We start from the raw sequence: 19,884 nt of genomic DNA, 5'->3' as shown, positions 1-19,884 counted from the left end.
CCGATAGCGATCGGAATGGAGTATTAAATACTTTGGGATGCTCGTAAAATCTGAAGCTTTTGTCGCGTGCTATTTTTTATACCTTTCTTTGCTTTTGTCTGTTTTGTTTCAGACCCTCTTTGGGTCAGGATACCAATGTAAAAACTATCATTGATGAACTTCTGCAAAAACGATTTACAACCTTTGATTCTTTGCAGAAATACACCTCTCGATTCAGACGCGATTCTCTAGGGATTACTTCTTTTATTGATAGATCTCAAAAAGCCAATTATGATTTTGGCGAAGCCTTTGGTGAAAATTTATATGGAATTTTTTTAAGAGATCGCTCGTATTATGACGAATCTATAGCGCATCATCAAAGGGCTTTAACCTTAGCCGAAGCCATCAATGATGTAGAATTAGAAGTCTCTATTCTGAATATGACCGGCGTAGTATACCGAAGAATTGATGCGGTAAGTTCTGCCCTTGACAATCATAATGCGGCACTCGCCTTAGCGGAAAGTCAACCCAAAAAATCTAATGCGCTTTTAAAAGGTATTGCAATTTCACAAAACAGCATAGGAAACATCTATTTGCTTTTACGCGATTATGAGCAGGCAGAAAAATTCTTTAAAATGGCTATCAACAGCGAGATCAACTTGACGAGCGATCTGGGTATGGCGATCAATTATGCTAATCTGGGAATTACTTATGAAGAGCGCGAACTTTACGATAAGGCGTTGATTAATTACCAGAAGTCTTTAGAATATAATGAGAAGATCAATAGTGATTTAGGTAGGGTCATTTGTCACAATAGTATAGGCCAAGTCTATTTAAAACAAGAAAAGCCACAAGAAGCTCTAGCGCTCATAAGACCTTCGTTGCCCAAAGCTCTTGAGATAGGCGATAAATTTTATATCGCGTTGACATATATTAATTTGGGCTGGGCCAATAGCGAAGTAGGCAATTTAAGTCTCGGAGAGAACTATCTCCTTAAAGGAAAAAATATAGCCAAGGAGAACGATCAAAAGCAGTTTTTAAGCCTGGCTTATATGCACCTTTCTCAACTTAAAGAGAAAACCGGGGATTATAATGCGGCTTTACAGTATCAACGCAAATCTCAAGAAGTACAAGAAGCCTACCTTAACGAAGCCAATCACAAATATGTAAGTAACCTCATTTACAAATACGATACAGAACAAAAGAAAAATACGATTAGCTTACTGCAGCAAAATAATGAGATCGCTCAAATCCAACTCAGTCAAAGCCGTAAAAACAATATTTTCATTCTCTTAGTTGCGTTTCTTATCTTGATCATTCTCATCATTTTGTATCGTCAAACCCAGTTAAGAAATCAAAAGCAACGCTTAAATGCAGAGCAAAAATTAATGCGATCTCAAATGAATCCGCATTTTATTTTTAACGCGTTGCTTTCCATTCGTATTTATTTACAGAACAGCAACCTTGAGGATGCTACTAATTACCTCAATCAATTTGCAAAACTTATTCGGTCTATTTTATCCAGTTCGCTAGAAAAAGAAATTACACTTGCTGAAGAACTCGAAACGATGCGGTTGTATGTCAATATTGAGAATATCAGATTTTGTAATGAAATTGATTATAAAGAAACTATTGATGATCAAGTAGACATCTCGGCTATTAAAATTCCATCGCTCATTTTACAACCTTTTTTAGAAAATGCGTTATGGCACGGCTTGCAAGCCAAAGAAGGTTATAAGCGACTTGCACTAGATGTAAAGAAAAAAGATGAGCATTATATAACGATTACCATTACGGATAATGGCATAGGCAGAAAGAAAACTATGGAAATGCCTAGTGAAAAAATCAATACTCAAAAGAAATCAATAGGGATCAATCTTACGTTAAAGCGACTTCAAAACTTCTCGAAAAATCTAAGGCACAATTACACACTTAATTTCATCGATTTGTATGACGCTAATGAAAACCCTAAAGGCACACAAGTACTGCTGAATTTGCCTATCAAATAACAATTTTCTGCGAACCACCTATCCCAAAGTGCTCGTTAAGTACTAAGATCAGTTTGCTTTTATCAATTGGCTTGGTTAGGTAATCACTCATTCCGCAATCAATTCCTTTATCCATTGCGCTTAGCGTAGAATCTGCTGAAAGCCCTAAAATCACTGTCGTTTTGTTAGCTAACTTGATTTGTTTGGTTGCCTCATACCCGTCTATATCCGGCATATGAACATCCATAAAAATAAGGTCATACTTCTTTTTCTGAGCTTTAGAGACAGCATCTTTACCGGTGTATGCAATATCTGCATCTAAGCCGAGTTTTTTGAGCAATTGCGAAAGTACAATAACGTTGAGCTTGTTGTCATCAACAGCAAGAATATTAAGATTTGGGATCTCAGATTTTGGGGTAGTATCTTTTGTTGTGCAATTTTCAACAGCTGTATCAAAAGTAAGCGCAATGCTAAACTCAGAACCTTTACCCTCTTGACTCTTGACCGAAATTTTCCCTTTTAATAATTCGACCAAATGTTTAGCAATAGATAAGCCAATTCCGCCTCCACTGTGCTTTTTGCGCATTCCCGTATCCAGCTGAATAAAGCGCTCAAAGATTTTATCTAATTTATCTTGAGGAATTCCTATTCCCGTGTCTTTGACGCTGATAGAGAGATGGGTTTTGTTTTCACTTACCTCCTCTTTATAGAGCACTTTTATACTTCCGGATTCGGTGAACTTGATAGCGTTACTGATAATATTATTGATGATCTGCTCATATTTAGCACGATCTCCCAACACAAAACTATGTTCTTCAGCTTCGATTTTTAATTCAAATGCAATGCCTTTGTCTTTTAAAACCTGAAGGTTAAACTGTTCAATATTCTTTAAAATATCAGACGGACAAAATTTAATGTGGGCAACTTCAGAAAAGCCAGACTCAATCTTGTCAAGACGCAAAATATCGTTGATTAGATTGAGTAAGGTTTTTGAGGATTGTTTTAGAAGAGATAAGTAATGTTCTTCTTCAAACGTATTTGTTCCGGAACCTATGAGATCAGTGATCCCTACAATTGCATTTAGCGGAGTTCTGATCTCGTGACTCATATTAGATAGAAATTCCGTTTTAGCGATTGAAGCTTGATTGGCTCGCTGCGTTTGTTCCTCAAGATGCTGATTGACCTTTTTCAATTCTTTGTTAATAATAAAGGTGCGTCTTGCGGCAACTTGAGCGTTTCGGTTAAAAAAAGAAAGCAAACCAATTGCCAGAGATAAAATTAGCCCCACTGCCAACGCAATATTGATCAGCAACATTTCTTCAGCAAAGAAATCTGGATTAGAAAAGGTAAGTTGAAAATTCCAGGATTCATTTAAATCAGAATCCATAATCATCGCAGTCTCAAAAATGTAATACGGATCTTTCTGAGCTAAATCATAATTATTATAATTATAAAACTGAGTCCCTTCTTCATCAAAAATTTGAATTGCAAAGTCTTTCAGGTAATAACTTAGCCGATCAAATTCCTCATTAAAATTCATTCCACCGGTTACGGTTCCTCGAAATTCATCATTAATATACACCGGGACATCAATAAGAAAAGAATCACCGCCTTGCGAAAGGTGCAACCATTGAGTAATGTTTGTAATCCCTTGGTTTGATTTACTTTTCCAGTCCTCAAAACGGTAGGCTAACTTTGAAATATCTAGTCCTATAGCAGGTACATTAGGCCTTCTAGGATACACATCTTCAATAATACCATCTGCGTTGATGATCTCAACAAAATCTAAAGACTCATTTTGCTTGAGCAAACGCTTCGCATCTTGTTTCCAATAATCATAGTATGCGCCGTCAGTTTCTTCAATGCGCTCTGTAAGGTTTTGAAGCGCCTGCACATTACTGCGTACGGTGCGCTTAAAGTCTTGTGTGGCCAAGCTTCCGGTTAATTGTACCTGGTCTGAAAGCTTCTGAGGTAAGGCTACTTTGTAGCTGTGATACACATAAAAGCAAACGAGCGCCGGTATTAAAAACCAGAGGAAGGCTATAAAATAGTGTTTGGGGGGTATTCCTTTTGCCATCTAGGAAGTAGCTGTCGCTTATTTATAATTTAATGTTAAAAGTACAGATTTTCTTGCGAGTGAAGCACTATAAAACAATAAATAATCGATTAACCACTTAAAATAATTATTAAAAATAATTTTAACTAAAGAATATTCTTACTTTTTGCTTTTTTGTTGGTTCCTTAAAAGCTGATTTTGTTCTTCAAGTAAGGTTTCCATTCGTGACAAAAGCTGAATGTTTTTTGGAGTTTCAACAGCAGGATTCTGATCATCTTCACTTTGTCTTTTTAAACTATTCATCAATTTTACCACAATAAAAACTACAATCGCAATGATAAAAAAGTCGATCAATACCTCTATCAATTCTCCATAGCCAATGGCTATTTCTTCAACAGTAGTGCCGTCTACGGCGGTATATGCGTCTTTCAGCACAATCTTTTTATTGGCTAGACGCACACCATCTGTGAGTAAGGAAAGTGGAGGCATCATAATTTTTTTTACAATGACATCCACTACACTCTGAAAAGCCGCACCGATGATCACACCAATAGCAATATCAACCATATTGCCTTTTACAGCAAAATTCTTAAACTCCTGAATTAATCCCATAATTTAAAATAATGATCCTTGACTCCCATCCCCTTTTATGTGATCCTCTTGATCGTTCTCAGAATGAGCTGTCTCTTCTGATTCTGAAGGGGTTTCAACATCCTGTTCAGGCTGTGCTTCCACGGGCTCCTCATAAGGTAGCGGGTCTAATAAATTGATCTGCTTGAGCTTTTCTGTATAAAATTGATTACCTAAAGCGTTTATTCCTTTAATCGATATAAAGTCTTCTATATCAACTGTTTCGTTAGTCTTTTGATCCTTGTTACGCTCTTTATAAAATACCATTTCTACCACTGGCCTATGGTCTGTAGAAACAAGCTCTAATTGGGTATTTTCGTGATCAGAAACAAACGATTCTTCTTTTTCAGGATTATCAATTAGAAAGCGTTTAACATAATAACGTTCTCTATTTCCATCCCAATAGATCGCCGAAATAGGTTTAGCAGGAATCCATTTCTCTAAGACAATCATTTTATCGTCAAAACGCGTGGTAAGTTCTGGTGTTATGGTTTTGGCTATTCCATCTTGGGTGATGATCAACAGCCTGTCTTCCCCCTTAAATTCTCCCAGAAGTTCTCCTCTACCATCCACATTTAAACGCTGAATGGTATCATCAAACCATATTTTTCTTGGCTTTAATGTAGAAACCCCTTTCTCCTTCAGTTCTACAGTACGTACGGCGTGTTTGGTCGCAAGGTTTCCGTTAGCGTTTCGGCCTTTGATAAGAATATCAGAAAAGTCTAGATCAAACTTTAACTTCTTTATATTCCCTACCGCTCTCAAATAAACGGATACCACTTCAGCCTCTCCATTAGGATTTGCAGAAAAATAAAGTACTTGAGAGCCTTTTTTTCCTTTAGTCGTGTCATACTCTCGGTCGCGCGTGGTACTGGTGACATTAAAGCGCTTGACATAAGTTGCGCCTCCTTTTCCGTCGCGATACAACATATTATAAATGGTACGCTTGTCTTTCTTTTTAAATACGGCTACGTGTATGATGTCTTTACCCACAAAGGTTTTGGTATCTACTTTAGACACCATCATTTTTCCTTCTTTAGTAAAAACGATAATATCATCAATATCAGCACAATCTGTGACATACTCGTCTTTCTTGAGTGACGTGCCCACAAAACCTTCTTTACGATTCACATAAAGCTTTGTGTTGCGAATTACTACTTTTGACGCTTCGATATCATCAAAGAGTTTGATCTCAGTTTTGCGCTCTCTACCGGCGCCATATTCTTTCTTAAGTCTTTTGAAATAAGCAATGGCAAACTCCGTAAGATGCTCTAAATGATGTTTTACTTCAGCGATCTGATCTTCTAGCGCCTCAATGCGCTGCTGCGCTTTATCTATATCAAATTTTGAAATTCGCTTGATACGAATTTCAGTCAGGCGCACAAGATCTTCTTCAACCACAGGACGTTTTAGATGCCCTATATGTGGTTTTAAACCTTCATTGATCGCGTGCAAAACGCCTTCCCAAGTGGTCTCTTCTTCAATATCACGGTAAATTCTATTTTCGATAAAAATGCGTTCTAAAGAAGCATAATGCCATTGATTTTCTAACTCCTCAAGTTGTATTTCAAGCTCCTGACGCAATAAATCTTTAGTGCGCTCTGTTGAAATACGCAGCATCTCACTGACGCCTACAAACAACGGTTTGTTATCTTCAATCACACAGCCTAAAGGCGAAATAGAAACTTCACAATTGGTAAACGCGTAAAGCGCTCCAATGGTTTTATCAGGAGAAAGTCCGGCTGGTAAATGCACTAAGATTTCAACTTCAGAAGAGGTGTTATCCTCTATCCTTTTTATTTTAAGCTTTCCTTTATCATTTGCTTTTAAAATACTATCTATCAGAGAGGTAGTGGTAGTAGTGAAAGGTATTTCGGTGATTACTAAAGTATTCTTATCCTGCTGACTGATCTTGGCACGTACGCGTACACGACCGCCTCGTTTTCCGTCTTTGTAATCACTAAAATCTGCTTCTCCTGCAGAAGGAAAATCCGGTAAGATTTTAAATTTCTTTCCTTCTAAATGTTTTACCGAAGCATCGATCAATTCGATAAAATTATGCGGAAGCACTTTAGTACTTAAACCTACCGCAATACCTTCGGCACCTTGTGCTAACAATAATGGGAATTTAACCGGAAGATTTATGGGTTCTTTTCTTCTTCCATCGTACGAAGCTTGCCAATCTGTAATTTTCGGACTAAACAATACTTCCAACGCAAATTTTGAAAGTCGGGCTTCAATATAACGCGAAGCTGCAGCGCTGTCACCGGTTAAGGTATTCCCCCAGTTTCCTTGGGTATCGATCAATAAATCTTTTTGCCCCATTTGCACCATTGCATCGGCAATACTCGCGTCACCGTGCGGGTGATACTGCATCGTATGACCAACAATGTTTGCCACTTTATTGTAGCGGCCATCATCAAGATCTTTCATCGAGTGCATGATACGGCGTTGTACAGGTTTAAAACCATCTTCAATCGCCGGTACCGCACGTTCTAAAATAACATAAGAGGCATAATCCAGAAACCAGTCTTTAAACATACCCGTTACTCGGGTTATGGTTTCACCTGAATTTTCGTCGTCTGGTTGTTCTAAATTTGGATCTTCGTAGTTTTCGCTCATAGTTTCTTTATCTCAAAAAGATAAATGGAGATTCTTATTCTAATTTTCTAATACAGGATCTAACTCCACCTTAAGATTATTAATAATAAACTTCTGGCGGTCTGGCGTGTTTTTGCCCATATAGAACTGTAAAATTTCTTCAATAGACATCGCTTCGTCAAGCATAATTGGCGCTAAACGGATACTGTCACCAATAAAGTGTTTGAACTCGTCTGGCGAAATTTCACCTAAACCTTTAAATCGGGTGATCTCAGGTTTTCCGCTTAATTCTTCAATTGCATCACGACGCTCCTGCTCGCTATAACAGTAAATTGTTTTTTTCTTATTACGTACTCTAAAGAGTGGCGTTTCTAAAATATATAAATGCCCCTCCTTGATAAGCTCAGGGAAAAATTGCAAAAAGAACGTTATAAGCAATAATCTAATGTGCATCCCATCAACATCGGCATCAGTTGCGATCACAATGTTGTTGTAACGCAAATCTTCCATAGATTCTTCAATATTCAAAGCAGATTGCAAGAGATTGAATTCTTCATTCTCATATACAATCTTCTTACTCATATTGTACGAGTTGAGCGGTTTACCTCGTAGGCTAAAAACCGCCTGGGTATTGACATCACGAGATTTTGTAATAGACCCTGATGCTGAATCTCCCTCGGTTATAAATAATGTGCTCTCTAGATTGCCCTCCTTTTTACTGTCTGTTAAATGTACGCGGCAATCTCTTAGTTTTTTATTGTGTAAGCTTGCTTTTTTAGCCCGCTCTTTTGCCAGTTTTCTAATTCCGCTTAACTCGGTACGCTCCCGCTCTGCCTGAAGAATTTTGCGCTGAAGTTTTTCAGCGGTTTCCGGGTTTTTATGCAGATAGTTATCCAGTTTGGTCTTGAGAAAATCATTGACATAGGTACGTACCGTAGGCAAATCTCCTCCCATATCAGTAGAACCTAATTTGGTTTTAGTCTGTGACTCAAAAACCGGTTCCATCACTTTAATACTTATTGCCGAAACAATAGACTTACGTATATCTGAAGCATCATAGTTTTTATTGTAGAACTCACGTATGGTCTTAACCACGGCTTCTCTAAAAGCTGCCTGATGCGTACCACCTTGTGTGGTATTCTGACCATTCACAAACGAGTGATATTCTTCAGAATACTGCGTGCGGCTATGGGTAAGCGCTACTTCAATATCGTCACCGCGTAAATGAATGATAGGATACAGCACATCATTCTCGGCGATACGGTCGCCCAGAAGATCTTTCAGTCCATTTTCTGAATAGAATTTTTCCCCATTAAAAACTATGGTCAATCCCGGATTGAGGTAAACATAGTTTTTAAGCATTCGCGAAACATACTCATTTCTAAATTTGTAATTCTTAAAAATGGTATCATCCGGTACAAAAGTAACTTTAGTACCCTTGCGGCGTGAGGTTTCTTCCAGAAACTCTTGATCTTTTAGAGTTCCGCGTTCAAATTCTGCGGAAGCAGATTGCCCGTCACGGGTAGATTCTACTCTAAAATATTCAGAAAGTGCATTTACCGCTTTGGTACCTACACCATTTAATCCCACCGATTTTTTAAAGGCACGAGAATCATACTTACCACCGGTATTCATTTTTGAAACCACATCAACCACCTTCCCTAGCGGGATCCCACGGCCATAATCACGAATGATCACGCGGGTTCCTTGAATACTAACTTCAATGGTTTTACCGGAGCCCATTACAAACTCATCAATAGAGTTGTCTAAAACCTCTTTTAAAAGAATGTAAATTCCATCGTCTGCACTAGATCCATCGCCCAGTTTCCCGATGTACATCCCCGGACGCATACGTATATGTTCTTTCCAGTCAAGGGATCTAATATTGTCCTCGGTGTATTTTGTTTCTTCAGCCATAAAATAAAAGGGATGTCCGCTAATATAGCATTTCACAGAGGTTTTTTAAAGCCTCAAAAGTCATTTTAATTAACAAAGTTTTTAAGAATCTGGATCAAAAAGCTAACTCTTTGAAAGCTAGAGAATAGATTCTCCGTTTAAATCTGTTGTCAAAACTTCGCTCATATAATCAAAAAACGGCAACAACAGCTTAAAGTGTTGTAATAAGGTTTGCTGAAAATCTTCTGCGAGGACTTCGGCATCTGTGTATTGATGCGTGACAAAAAAGTTTTTATTCTTGATCAGATCAATATTAGGGTCGTCTTTGCTAAAACCTTTAGGAGCTGTTTTTACCTGACTTTCAGTATTAAATCCGCCGTAGACCGACTTAAATTCTTTTTGATTTAAAATAGATCGTATGGGGTCTGCGTCAAACTCAAACTCCTTGCGTATTCTGAGCAAATCAGCCGATTCTGGCTTAAAGAAACCGCCTCCGGCAAAACTGGCACCAGGCGCCATCTGAAAATAAAAACTACCTCTTCGCTGCACGCCAGATCTAGAGAAAATAGCTCCTCTGTTGGTTTTATACGGATTTTTATTCTTGCTAAAACGTATATCTCTATTGATCCTAAATACCTTCGCGCGCTCGATCTCGTCAAAATTGTTCAACTGATTCTTGGTGTCTTCACAAAATTGTTTGAACTGTTTTTCCAGAGTTTTATATTCAGCCTTATGTGCGTCCATCCACTCTTTATGGTTGTTTTCTTTGAGTTCGTTTAAAAACGGAAAATAGGCTGCGGGGAGTTTAGTTGACATTAAAATAGCTTTTACAGTGCAGTTAGAATTAATCTAGATTACAGGTCTAAAAGTCGAACTTTCTAAAAAATTATTACTTTAGATTATCGAAATTTTATACCCGATACCCGATCATTTTTGAAATTTAAAATTAACCAATTATGACTTCAAGTAAACCTAATCGTACGTTTTGGATAATCACCACTTTAGCAATTATTTGGAATTTAATGGGCGTTTTTGCCTTTATGGGGCAAACCTTTGTAAGTAGTGCTGCTCTTGCTGAATTACCAGCAGATCAAGCCGAACTTATTCAAAGCACACCGCAATGGCTTAAGGGAATTTTTGCTATTGCGACGATTACCGGTTTTATAGGAAGCTTGCTTTTATTACTGCGCAGAACTTCTGCAGTCACCTTGTTTTTGATTTCTTTGGTTGGAGTTCTGATTCAAATGGGATATTCCTTTTTTGCAACGCCGGCGATTGAAGTCTACGGAATGGTACAAGGTTTACTAATGCCTTTAATCGTGATCTTTATTGCGGTGTACCTTTATTTCTTCAGTAAACGCAGCCTTAAACAAGGCTTTTTAAAGAATTAACACGGTTACTTACAACCATTTTTTCCGTTTGAAATAGTACAGCAATCCTAAAAATACAAGGATCATTGCTGCCCACAAATAATAGTACCCGTATTTTAGATGTAATTCTGGAATGTATTCAAAATTCATCCCATAAATACCGGCCATAAACGTAAGCGGAATAAAAATACTGGCCATAATGGTTAATACTTTCATCACCTCGTTCATCTTATTGCTAATGGTGGTCATATACATATCCATCAAGCCCCAGGTCATTTCTCGATAAATATCAATACTATCAGTCACTTGTGTCACGTGATCATACAAATCGCGTATGTACGTTATCGTGCGTTCATCAATAAGCTGACTGTCTATTTTTTCCAACCTGTTGACCACTTCTCTAAACGGAAAAACCGCCTTTCGCAAACGCAAAACCTCCCGCTTCAACTCCTGAATATCTTGAGTGATATCTTGATCTGCAGCATTAGAAAATAATATATCTTCTAGCGATTCTATGCGATCGCTCATCGTTTCTATTAAAGTGAAATAGTGATCCACTACCGCATCCATAATAGCAAACATCAAATAGTCTGCACCGGCATTGCGCACTCGTCCTTTGGCGTTGGCGATACGTTGTCGCAACGAGTCAAATACATCCCCGTCAGCTTCTTGAAATGTGATCAGATAGTTTTCGCCTAAAACCAGACTGATGTGTTCATTCATAAAAACTCCCTCACTATTGTAATAGAGCATTTTAAACACGATAAATAAATAATCTGGATACTCATCAATCTTGGGCCGTTGACTGGTATCTACAATATCTTCTAATATAAGTGGGTGCAACTTATAGTGATCCCCCAGTTTTTCTATTTGATCAATATCACTCAGTCCGTTGACATTGATCCAGCTAATTTCTTCCGGATGCTTTTTATTGAATGCCTGCGAAACATCATCAACCGTGATATTTTTATGTGTGGAAGGAGAATAATCTATAAGTTCAACCGTCACATGCTTCTGTTCCTTACTACCTGTATAGGTAAGTGTTCCCGGCACATCGTTTTGTATCTTCTTGTGTGCCAGCTTTATTTTTGGAATTTTAGGGATTCTCGGCTTCTTAATCTTTATTCTCTTTGACATCCATTACAATTTAGTAGGTTAAAAATAGAAAAAGTCCGCCATACGACGGACTTTTTAAATCTGATTATCTAGAAATTAAGGTCAACTTATGCGTGTTGTAAGTCGTGCTTACCTTCGTTGATTTCCTCAATTACTTTGGCATTAAATGCCGGTAAATCGTTTGGATTTCTACTGGTTACTAACGCTTCGTCTACCACAACTTCTTTATCTACCCACAAAGCACCTGCGTTCTCCAGATCTTTTTTGATTGATGAGAATGAAGTTAAAGTTCTTCCTTCAACTACATCAGCGCTGATCAATAATTGAGGTGCGTGGCAAATTGCAGCCACAGGTTTATGCTGTTTAAAGAAATCTCTAATAAATACAAGCGCATTTTCATTTCTTCTCAGCTGATCCGGATTAATCACTCCACCCGGCAAAACTAAAGCATTATAATCTTTTGCTGAAACTTCGTCTAAGGTCTTATCAACATCATAATCTTTTCCCCAGTCGGTTTCTGCCCACGCTTTAATTGTTCCTTTTTTTTCGCTTACAATATCAACTTGAAAGCCTTCTTTTTTCATTGCTTCTAATGGAGAAGTTAATTCACTTTCTTCAAATCCGTTAGTTGCTAAAATTGCTACCTTTTTCATAGTATATTGTTTTTGTTGGTTATAAAATCAATTCACTAACAAAGATAGCCAGCAGGTATGCGTTGCCAGGTTAAGACCGGGTTAAAGCTTTATTCATAAGGGTTAAGCTTTGTTAAGCTCTGGCAGATTTAACTTAAATTAAGTCAATGTTCCTCAAGATTGATCTCTTGCAGAATTAGACCCGATGCCTGAGCAATGTGTGTAAGTTTATAAGGGATGGTTCCGTCAAGACTCTTCTCAAAAGCCTCCCAGGAAAGAATTCCGCTTCCTAGATCAAATAGCGCGCCCATCATTAAGCGCACCTGATGTCGCTTGAAACCGGCACCCACAACTTTGAACACATAGGAATGCTTCGGAAAAAAACTAGCTGTGTACAAAGTATTTTCTTCAATAACTGAAGATTCAATTGTCATAAGCGTTTGCGTTTCGGCAGTAGCCTTGTAAGCATAATTTCGATAATCGTGCGTACCTTGCATTAGGCTTGCTCCGCGTTGCATCAACGCAATATCAAGCGCTCCTTTTACATTTACCATATACGGTGCGCAGAACGGATGATTTTTTTCGCCAAAAGAAAATAGATAAATATACTCTTTGAGTTTGGGAGCTTGAATGATGTTAGTTTGTTTAGGCTTTTCAATAACTTCTAATAGCCGAATATCCTGCGGAAGGTTGTCATTGAAGACTTTAAAAAAATCATTGACCGCTAAGGGTTCTTCTTGAAGTATGAGTTCTACATAGGTTGCATTAACCGAAACTTTAGCATCTGTACGACCGGCTGCAATGAATTTAAAGTTATTACGACCCAATACATATTTTAATGTACGTTGCATCATACGTTCTACGGTGAGCAGATCTGGTTGCTTTTGCCAACCGTGATATCTAAAACCGAGATACTGAATTTTAAAAAGGTAGAAGAATTCTTTTTTAAACATAGCCCAAAAATAGAATTTTACTATCATTACCAGACGTTGTGCAAATACATTTCAATACATTTGAATGAATTAAATAGCCTATGATCAATAAAGAGAACATCATAAGTCAGATACGCGCTCATAAGCAAAACGCCAATCTTAATTTCAAATTAAAAACAGATACACATCGTTTTACTAAAGAGCTTTTTGCAACCTTATTCAACTTTCCTAATGATCTTGATGAAGATTTAGATCGTTTAGAACGCTTGTTTGAGAATCTGGTTGAGCTAGCCTGCTGGGAAATCGATAAGAAATGCAGCAAGGTTTGGGACGATTATGTGGCCCAGCTACCTGAGATTTTGCGAAAACTAAATCTTGATGCAGAAGCTATTTTTGAAAACGATCCTGCAGCGACGAGTATTGAAGAAGTATATCTGGCCTATCCTGGTTTTCACGCAATAGCTATTTACCGCTTAAGTCATGCACTTCACCAAAAGGGATTTCCTATCGTACCACGTTTAATGACAGAGTATGCGCACCACATTACCGGTGTGGATATCAATCCGGGAGCAGTTATTGGAGAGTACTTTTTTATGGACCACGCCACCGGAATCGTAATAGGAGAAACGGCAGTTATCAAAGATCACGTAAAACTTTATCAAGGGGTTACGTTAGGCGCACTGAGTGTTGCCAAAGATCTGAGCGCTGTAAAAAGGCATCCTACCATTGAGGACAACGTGACCATCTATGCCAATGCCACCATTTTAGGTGGTGATACTGTAATTGGTGCCAATAGTATCATTGGCGGTAATGTGTGGTTAACAAAATCAGTCCCACCCTACTCTTTAGTTTCGCATAAACCCGAAATCTTGATCAGAGAACTCGAGAAAAAAGACTAGTGGGTATTTTTAAAAAAACAATTCATGAATTATTCTATAGAACGCCTTATAGGCAATACGCCTCTAGTAGAATCTAAGGTTTTACAGAAAAACCCTAAGGTAAAATTACTTTTTAAGCTCGAAGGGCAAAATCCCGGAGGAAGCGTCAAAGATCGTGCAGCATTTAATATGATAACCGCAGCTATGGAGCGTGGTGAAATTACTAAAGAATCTAAATTGATCGAAGCTACAAGCGGAAATACAGGTATTGCCTTAGCAATGATCGCCTCAATGTATGGCCTGGATTTAGAAATTGTAATGCCCGAAAATGCAACTAAAGAACGCGTACAAACTATGCGTGCTTATGGTGCCAAAGTCATTCTCACTTCAAAAGATATCGGCATTGAAGGTGCTCGAGATTTCGCCGAAGCAAAAGTAAAAGAAGAAGGTTATTTTATGTTTAACCAGTTTTCTAATCCCGACAACTGGAAGGCGCATTACAAAACTACAGGCCCGGAAATCTGGAAAGACACCCAAGGTAAGGTAACGCATTTTGTATCTTCAATGGGTACAACGGGAACGATTATGGGGACTTCAACTTATCTAAAAGAGCAAAATAGTGCTGTACAAATTGTAGGCGTACAACCTACCGATGATTCCAGCATTCCCGGAATACGCAAATGGCCGCAAGAATATTTACCTAAAATCTTTGATGCCTCTAAAGTAGATCAAGTGCTAGAAGTAAGCGAAGCAGATGCGCGCGCAATGGCTAAAAGATTAGCTAAGGAAGAAGGTATTTTTAGCGGAATGAGCAGCGGAGGCGCTACGGTTGCTGCACTGCGCTTATGTGAGCAACTAGAAGAAGGCGTTGTCGTTTCTATAATTTGTGATCGCGGAGACCGCTATTTATCATCAGATTTGTTTGACTAACATTAACCTGCAACATCAATATCAAGGATTTATAGATACGCCTCAAATCGATCTGTCTTCAGAGATTTTAGGCGTATCTAATTTTGATTTCAAACCTGCTAATTTAGAATTACCTGAAGGTTTTGAAATGCCTCAATCTATACGTCTTGGTCAGCGTATGGAGTTTTTTATGCAGATGTATCTTATCGCCCGTGGCTACAATGTTCTTGCTCAGAATGTTCAAGTCATAGCAAACAAGTTGACCTTAGGAGAACTCGATTTTATCATCGAAAATCAAACCCGTGAACGCATTCATTTAGAAATGGTTTACAAGTTTTACCTCTATCGCCCGGAAGTTGAAGGCAACTGGATTAAACGACTAATAGGTCCAAATGCAAAAGATGCCCTTACTGCGAAGATTAGAAAATTAAGCACACATCAGTTCCCGATGCTAAGGCATCCAGAAACTGAAAAAATGCTTCACGCCATAGATATCCTCCCTACTTCATTAAAACAACAATTTAGTTTTAAAGCCCAAGTTTACATTCCGTTAGGGTTGAAGCTGCAACACCTTAAGATACCGCATCGATTAATTGCCGGATACTATTACACTTTAGATCAGCTATTGCAATTAAAAGATGAAGAAACAACCTTCTATATTCCGTCTAAGAATGATTGGGTTGGTGCTCCCACATCTGTTCAGCGTTTATCATTTGATCATTTCTTTGATTCAGCTAAAATACGATTGACACAATCCCGCTCATTCAAATTTTGGATTTTTAAGTCGGATAGCGTTTTGAACGCTTTTGCTACTTGGTGGTAATACCATTCTAACTACTCCTATTATACATTTTTTCCATTTATAACAGTATCAGTCATTTATACGTCTTGATACAAATAGAAATAAAAGTAGAGGAAATAATAATAAATTTTAAGAATAGATATTTTAATATTGAAAGTTTTTTCTTACAAATAATAAATTAAATAGTTAATTATTATTTAATAAACCACTTTTTATATACTTTTACCCTAATACAAAAGTCACCCAATTGAAACATTTTCACCCAAATCTTCAACTTGTTGCTTTTACAATCATTCTCCTTTCTATTGTTCCTGTTTTAGGACAAACGACTGGAGTAGGAATTGGTACCACAAATCCAAGGGTCAAATTAGAGGTTGCAGGGGATGCACGCGTACAGAATACCGTAACCATAAGCACTATCACCGATTTAAAAGATGATGATACTAGCACATTCTTAATTCAAGATGGTAATAGTAAGATCAAATCTCTGGATGTTAGCAACCCTACCGGAGCCGCTCTAGGCTATATTCAGATATATGAATTATATGATCCTCAAGAAGATTGGGTTTTTGATTTTGATACTAGAGTAGATGCAAATGAATTTGTGCTTAATACTTTATCAGCATCATACGATCGTGAACTGGATATAAACAGTAATGCAACAATACCCTTTTACAGTGCATTTATTAAAGACGGTACTTGGCATATTACTGCAGATTTTCCTGCTGCAAATAATTTAAACCCAAATGAAAAAGGTACTTGGACTATTACCACACTGATATATTCAAAAGATTTATCAAAACAATTTGGACGCATACCTGTAGCTATGGAAGAAGCTAGTACGCAGTCGGCCACAAATCCCTTTATAGACTAATGTATAAAAAGTTTACATTTTCCTTTGTATTAAGTATTTTCTGTGTTGTACAGTTATTCGCACAAGTGGGAGTGGGGACTACCAATCCGGAATCAGATTTGCATATAGTAGGTTCGATGGCCGTACAAAAACAATTTGAACTAGGTACTTTAGGAACGGTTACTAATACTGATGAAGATTTTAAACTTTTAACAAGGCGCACCGATTCTACAGCTTTAAATGGAGAAATTACCAAACTTAATGTAGATGAGTTAACTGTTGCACCAATCAATGTTTTGAAATATTATTTCCATAATCTAAGTTATGATAATATTGTTGATTTAAATCTAAGTTTTGAAACTTCAAGATATATAGTAGGACTAGCTGATATTCGTTATATAGGAGCGCCAGTAAACAAAAGACTTATAGATGGAGGTGATGATTCTATAGGAACATTTGTTGCTCGAACATTTGAAAGTAATGGCACTTGGCATTTAGAGATTAGAAACCGATTTCTTGATACCACTAATCGGCGAAATGCCGTGCATTATGAGTGCACTTTTATTATTTATGACACCTCTTTTTACCGCAAACTTCCGGTAATTAGAACTGACCTTGGAGGCAACCGTAATGGTTCGGCCTCAGCAATCCCAGATTTATATTAAAGATGAAATTACTTATAACTTCAATAGTAATTTTTATTTCTTGCTTGACATCTAAAGCACAAGTTGGAATAAATACAAATACTCCACGGGACCTTCTCGATGTAAATGGTAATACCAGAATTGATGGTAAACTTTTTCTAGAGGACCCTGGTAATTCTAATCAAATTCGAGGATCCAAACTCATCATTGAACGTCAAGATTTATCCATTGTTCAGTATGATATTGACATCAGTAAATATGGCCCAATAAATTATGCTGAATTAGTTTTCGAAAACACTTCGAATCGTGGTGTTGAAAATTACAATACTAAAATAAGTATCGAGGACTACGTTGTAACTGTGCAGGGTTACTATTTTATTGAACATGATACTGGTAATACAAGCGTAATCACGGAAAGTTACGCCGGAAATGATGTCGTGGAAGGTTTTCAGGTACATGCTTACAAAAACACTGATGAAGGTACTTGGTTCATTAGAGGCTTTGCTAATAACGGTTTTTTTAGAACCGGAAATACAGATATTACTATCGACCTCCATATGAATCTTATCATTTATAGAAAGGGCTTTATTGCCAAAGATGCGCCTGGAACTTATTACATTAACATGCAGCAATTCACAAATGCGACATTACTAAAACCCCCAGGCTTCTAATCAAACCATAATCTATTCTGATTTTTCGTGTTCTTCCAGATCTTTTCTCAGATCTAATTTTCTGAATTTAGGTGAAATAATACCTGTTGCCAAGACGGTAATCAACGTCATACTTCCGCCAAAAACTACTGCGGTCACTGTGCCCATCAGTTTTGCTGTCAATCCACTTTCAAAAGCACCTAATTCATTTGAACTACCCACAAACATTGAATTTACCGAAGCGACCCTACCGCGCATATGATCTGGAGTTTTAAGTTGAAGAATGGTTTGTCTGATGATCATTGAGATTCCATCGGTCACCCCGCTCATAAACAGCGCCAGAACAGAAAGCCAAAACGTTGTTGAAAGTCCGAATACAATAATAGAAACACCAAATCCAAAAACTGCAGCTAGTAATTTTATCCCTGCTTTTTTATACAATGGAAAATACGCAGAGGTAAACATTGTGATCAATGCACCCACCGCCGGAGCTGCCCGCAAAATCCCAAATCCTTGTGGCCCTACTTTTAAAATGTCCTGAGCGTAAATGGGCAGCAGTGCTACTGCTCCACCAAACAGAACTGCGATCATATCTAACGTCAGTGCTCCTAAAACAGCTTTGCTATTTCTAACAAAGAGAATGCCTTCTTTAAGACTTTGCATCACCGGCTCCCCAATTTTAGGATTCATTATTGGTTTTTTCTTGATTTGTGACAAGCAGATCAAGGCAAATAGTGAAAAACCGAAAATCACACACATAGACCAGTGCACACCAATTAAATGTATGGTAAAACCTCCGGCAGCCGGACCAACCACAGCTCCCATTTGCCACACTGAACTACTCCACGTAGCCGCGTTAGGATACACCTTTTTAGGAACAATTAAAGCAAATAAAGAAAAAATAGTAGGCCCCAAAAAGGCGCGAACGATACCACCACAAAACACCAAGAAATAAATAGCATATAAAGTTAAAGATGTACTTAAATGCTCAGTCACTCTTGGCCAAGTAAGCAAAAACAAACCTATACTAACAAAAGAAAAGCCAAAAAGACATTTAAATAAAAGTCCGCGTTTCTCACGCTGATCAACTATATGACCTGCAAACAAAGCTAAGGAGACCGCAGGTATGACTTCCATAAGACCTATAATTCCCAGCGAAAGCGCATTTTTTGTAATACTATATACTTGCCATTCGATCACCACAAATTGCATTGACCAGGCAAAAACCATAGCAAAACGTAACATTAAAAAGATATTAAACTCTCTGAACCTTAAGGCCGCATAGGGATCATTTTTTGCCATAGTTTGCTTTTATCCACAACAAAAGTAGTCTACACAATTTTAGAATTGTGTATTCGCGCACTAAAAATTAAATGCAGCAACTACTGCCCGGTAAGCTGGGATCTGAAGCTGCTTTCATCAAAGGTGTAGTTTGCTGATTCTTAACGGTAGTATTGTTAGAACAGAGGTATTATCGAGAGCTATCAGTTTAAAGTAGGGGTCGCCACTTTGCAATGTGAACCAAGTGGTTCCGTGGTCAAGCAAGGCTACTTCAATGGATAAATCAGGTAAGTCTAAGCCTTGTTTTGCTTTATTTAAAAACGCTTGTAAATCGCTCGGGTTTCTTCTGTGATTGTTTTGGGAAGACGCGGTTAAGTGGATCTCGATGACTTCGTGTTTTCTAATGCTTCCATTTGGTAGCATTTGATGCTCTTTTTTGAGACTTACTTTTGACCAATAGAAATGACTTGGAAGTAATTTTCCGTTAGGCAATTCAAAACCAATCTTATAAACTTTTTTGAGTACAGCCTGTAATTCAGATAATTTCATAGCTCTAGATCCATTCAAATTCGCGCTTAATTAAAGTAATTATTTAAAAACGAAGTGTTAAGCTAATGCAAATTTTAACAAAAGCGAAAAAGATTTAAAAAAGGATACTTACATTTAC

Annotated in this window: 18 protein-coding genes; 8 read left to right on the top strand and 10 right to left on the bottom strand. The window is 37.7% G+C overall.

Going from position 1 to position 19,884, the window contains the following annotated elements; all coding sequences use genetic code 11:
• Nucleotides 1-191: 191 nt before the first annotated feature.
• Nucleotides 192-1,988, top strand: a complete 1,797-nt coding sequence (locus LDL79_RS15825) for a tetratricopeptide repeat-containing sensor histidine kinase (protein ID WP_225598426.1) — start codon at nucleotides 192-194, stop codon at nucleotides 1,986-1,988.
• On the opposite strand, the gene LDL79_RS15820 is transcribed toward LDL79_RS15825, so the two are convergent.
• From LDL79_RS15820 to LDL79_RS15800, 5 genes are all read right to left on the bottom strand, one after another.
• Nucleotides 1,981-4,044, bottom strand: coding sequence for an ATP-binding protein (locus LDL79_RS15820; RefSeq protein ID WP_225598425.1), 2,064 nt, complete (start codon nucleotides 4,042-4,044; stop codon nucleotides 1,981-1,983). The two genes, LDL79_RS15825 and LDL79_RS15820, sit on opposite strands and share 8 nt — an antisense overlap.
• A gap of 138 nt (nucleotides 4,045-4,182) precedes the next feature.
• The gene (gene mscL / locus LDL79_RS15815) at nucleotides 4,183-4,635 is read right to left on the bottom strand and encodes a large conductance mechanosensitive channel protein MscL (protein ID WP_225598424.1); all 453 of its coding nucleotides are present in this window, start codon (nucleotides 4,633-4,635) and stop codon (nucleotides 4,183-4,185) included.
• A gap of 3 nt (nucleotides 4,636-4,638) precedes the next feature.
• Nucleotides 4,639-7,275: a DNA gyrase/topoisomerase IV subunit A gene (locus LDL79_RS15810; protein WP_225598423.1), complete on the bottom strand. Its 2,637-nt coding sequence runs from the start codon at nucleotides 7,273-7,275 to the stop codon at nucleotides 4,639-4,641.
• Between the two features lie 39 nt (nucleotides 7,276-7,314).
• Nucleotides 7,315-9,171, bottom strand: a complete 1,857-nt coding sequence (locus LDL79_RS15805; protein WP_225599990.1) for a DNA topoisomerase IV subunit B — start codon at nucleotides 9,169-9,171, stop codon at nucleotides 7,315-7,317.
• 117 nt (nucleotides 9,172-9,288) lie between these two features.
• A complete protein-coding gene (locus LDL79_RS15800) occupies nucleotides 9,289-9,966 on the bottom strand; it encodes a DUF2461 domain-containing protein (RefSeq protein ID WP_225598422.1) in 678 nt (225 codons plus the stop codon).
• A gap of 140 nt (nucleotides 9,967-10,106) precedes the next feature.
• Between LDL79_RS15800 and LDL79_RS15795 the strand changes: the two genes are divergently transcribed.
• Entirely contained in the window at nucleotides 10,107-10,541 is a 435-nt protein-coding gene (locus LDL79_RS15795) for a hypothetical protein (RefSeq protein ID WP_072981993.1), read from the top strand.
• 9 nt (nucleotides 10,542-10,550) lie between these two features.
• On the opposite strand, the gene corA is transcribed toward LDL79_RS15795, so the two are convergent.
• The 3 genes from corA to LDL79_RS15780 form a co-directional block, all read right to left on the bottom strand.
• The gene (gene corA / locus LDL79_RS15790) at nucleotides 10,551-11,657 is read right to left on the bottom strand and encodes a magnesium/cobalt transporter CorA (protein ID WP_072981992.1); all 1,107 of its coding nucleotides are present in this window, start codon (nucleotides 11,655-11,657) and stop codon (nucleotides 10,551-10,553) included.
• An 86-nt stretch (nucleotides 11,658-11,743) separates the two neighbouring features.
• The gene (locus LDL79_RS15785) at nucleotides 11,744-12,289 is read right to left on the bottom strand and encodes a type 1 glutamine amidotransferase domain-containing protein (RefSeq protein ID WP_072981990.1); all 546 of its coding nucleotides are present in this window, start codon (nucleotides 12,287-12,289) and stop codon (nucleotides 11,744-11,746) included.
• 143 nt (nucleotides 12,290-12,432) lie between these two features.
• Nucleotides 12,433-13,221: a tRNA pseudouridine synthase A gene (locus LDL79_RS15780; RefSeq protein ID WP_167597102.1), complete on the bottom strand. Its 789-nt coding sequence runs from the start codon at nucleotides 13,219-13,221 to the stop codon at nucleotides 12,433-12,435.
• Between the two features lie 80 nt (nucleotides 13,222-13,301).
• On the opposite strand from LDL79_RS15780, the gene epsC reads away from it, so the two are divergent.
• The 6 genes from epsC (at nucleotide 13,302) to LDL79_RS15750 (ending at nucleotide 17,957) form a co-directional block, all read left to right on the top strand.
• Entirely contained in the window at nucleotides 13,302-14,099 is a 798-nt protein-coding gene (gene epsC / locus LDL79_RS15775) for a serine O-acetyltransferase EpsC (protein ID WP_225598421.1), read from the top strand.
• A gap of 24 nt (nucleotides 14,100-14,123) precedes the next feature.
• Nucleotides 14,124-15,008, top strand: coding sequence for a cysteine synthase CysM (gene cysM, locus LDL79_RS15770; RefSeq protein WP_225598420.1), 885 nt, complete (start codon nucleotides 14,124-14,126; stop codon nucleotides 15,006-15,008).
• Nucleotides 15,001-15,810 carry a DUF1853 family protein gene (locus LDL79_RS15765; protein ID WP_225598419.1) on the top strand — a complete coding sequence of 270 codons (810 nt, stop codon included), beginning with the start codon at nucleotides 15,001-15,003 and terminating at the stop codon, nucleotides 15,808-15,810. The genes cysM and LDL79_RS15765 overlap by 8 nt, the downstream gene beginning before the upstream one ends.
• Before the next feature lie 226 nt (nucleotides 15,811-16,036).
• A complete protein-coding gene (locus LDL79_RS15760) occupies nucleotides 16,037-16,663 on the top strand; it encodes a hypothetical protein (RefSeq protein WP_225598418.1) in 627 nt (208 codons plus the stop codon).
• A complete protein-coding gene (locus LDL79_RS15755; RefSeq protein WP_072981980.1) occupies nucleotides 16,663-17,307 on the top strand; it encodes a hypothetical protein in 645 nt (214 codons plus the stop codon). Before LDL79_RS15760 ends, LDL79_RS15755 begins: the two co-directional genes overlap by 1 nt.
• Nucleotides 17,308-17,309: 2 nt before the next feature.
• Nucleotides 17,310-17,957 (top strand): hypothetical protein, encoded by a 648-nt coding sequence (locus tag LDL79_RS15750; protein WP_225598417.1) that lies wholly within the window; start codon nucleotides 17,310-17,312, stop codon nucleotides 17,955-17,957.
• Between the two features lie 12 nt (nucleotides 17,958-17,969).
• Here LDL79_RS15750 and LDL79_RS15745 read toward each other — a convergent pair whose 3' ends face one another.
• Nucleotides 17,970-19,238, bottom strand: a complete 1,269-nt coding sequence (locus LDL79_RS15745; protein WP_225598416.1) for an MFS transporter — start codon at nucleotides 19,236-19,238, stop codon at nucleotides 17,970-17,972.
• 117 nt (nucleotides 19,239-19,355) lie between these two features.
• Entirely contained in the window at nucleotides 19,356-19,766 is a 411-nt protein-coding gene (locus LDL79_RS15740) for a DUF6428 family protein (protein ID WP_225598415.1), read from the bottom strand.
• Nucleotides 19,767-19,884: the final 118 nt, after the last annotated feature.

This window comes from Leeuwenhoekiella palythoae, assembly GCF_020310025.1.
GTDB lineage: Bacteria > Bacteroidota > Bacteroidia > Flavobacteriales > Flavobacteriaceae > Leeuwenhoekiella > Leeuwenhoekiella palythoae.
The sequence above is the reverse complement of the archived record's forward strand: the minus strand, read 5'-3'. Positions and strand labels throughout refer to the sequence as shown.

Bases quoted from the DNA above. Each gene is read 5' to 3' on its own strand.
- LDL79_RS15820 (WP_225598425.1), bottom strand. From the start codon at position 4,044: ATGGCAAAAGGAATACCCCCCAAACACTATTTTATAGCCTTCCTCTGG.
- mscL (WP_225598424.1), bottom strand. From the start codon at position 4,635: ATGGGATTAATTCAGGAGTTTAAGAATTTTGCTGTAAAAGGCAATATG.
- LDL79_RS15810 (WP_225598423.1), bottom strand. From the start codon at position 7,275: ATGAGCGAAAACTACGAAGATCCAAATTTAGAACAACCAGACGACGAA.
- LDL79_RS15805 (WP_225599990.1), bottom strand. From the start codon at position 9,171: ATGGCTGAAGAAACAAAATACACCGAGGACAATATTAGATCCCTTGAC.
- LDL79_RS15800 (WP_225598422.1), bottom strand. From the start codon at position 9,966: ATGTCAACTAAACTCCCCGCAGCCTATTTTCCGTTTTTAAACGAACTC.
- LDL79_RS15795 (WP_072981993.1), top strand. From the start codon at position 10,107: ATGACTTCAAGTAAACCTAATCGTACGTTTTGGATAATCACCACTTTA.
- corA (WP_072981992.1), bottom strand. From the start codon at position 11,657: ATGTCAAAGAGAATAAAGATTAAGAAGCCGAGAATCCCTAAAATTCCA.
- LDL79_RS15785 (WP_072981990.1), bottom strand. From the start codon at position 12,289: ATGAAAAAGGTAGCAATTTTAGCAACTAACGGATTTGAAGAAAGTGAA.
- LDL79_RS15780 (WP_167597102.1), bottom strand. From the start codon at position 13,221: ATGTTTAAAAAAGAATTCTTCTACCTTTTTAAAATTCAGTATCTCGGT.
- epsC (WP_225598421.1), top strand. From the start codon at position 13,302: ATGATCAATAAAGAGAACATCATAAGTCAGATACGCGCTCATAAGCAA.
- cysM (WP_225598420.1), top strand. From the start codon at position 14,124: ATGAATTATTCTATAGAACGCCTTATAGGCAATACGCCTCTAGTAGAA.
- LDL79_RS15755 (WP_072981980.1), top strand. From the start codon at position 16,663: ATGTATAAAAAGTTTACATTTTCCTTTGTATTAAGTATTTTCTGTGTT.
- LDL79_RS15750 (WP_225598417.1), top strand. From the start codon at position 17,310: ATGAAATTACTTATAACTTCAATAGTAATTTTTATTTCTTGCTTGACA.
- LDL79_RS15745 (WP_225598416.1), bottom strand. From the start codon at position 19,238: ATGGCAAAAAATGATCCCTATGCGGCCTTAAGGTTCAGAGAGTTTAAT.
- LDL79_RS15740 (WP_225598415.1), bottom strand. From the start codon at position 19,766: ATGAAATTATCTGAATTACAGGCTGTACTCAAAAAAGTTTATAAGATT.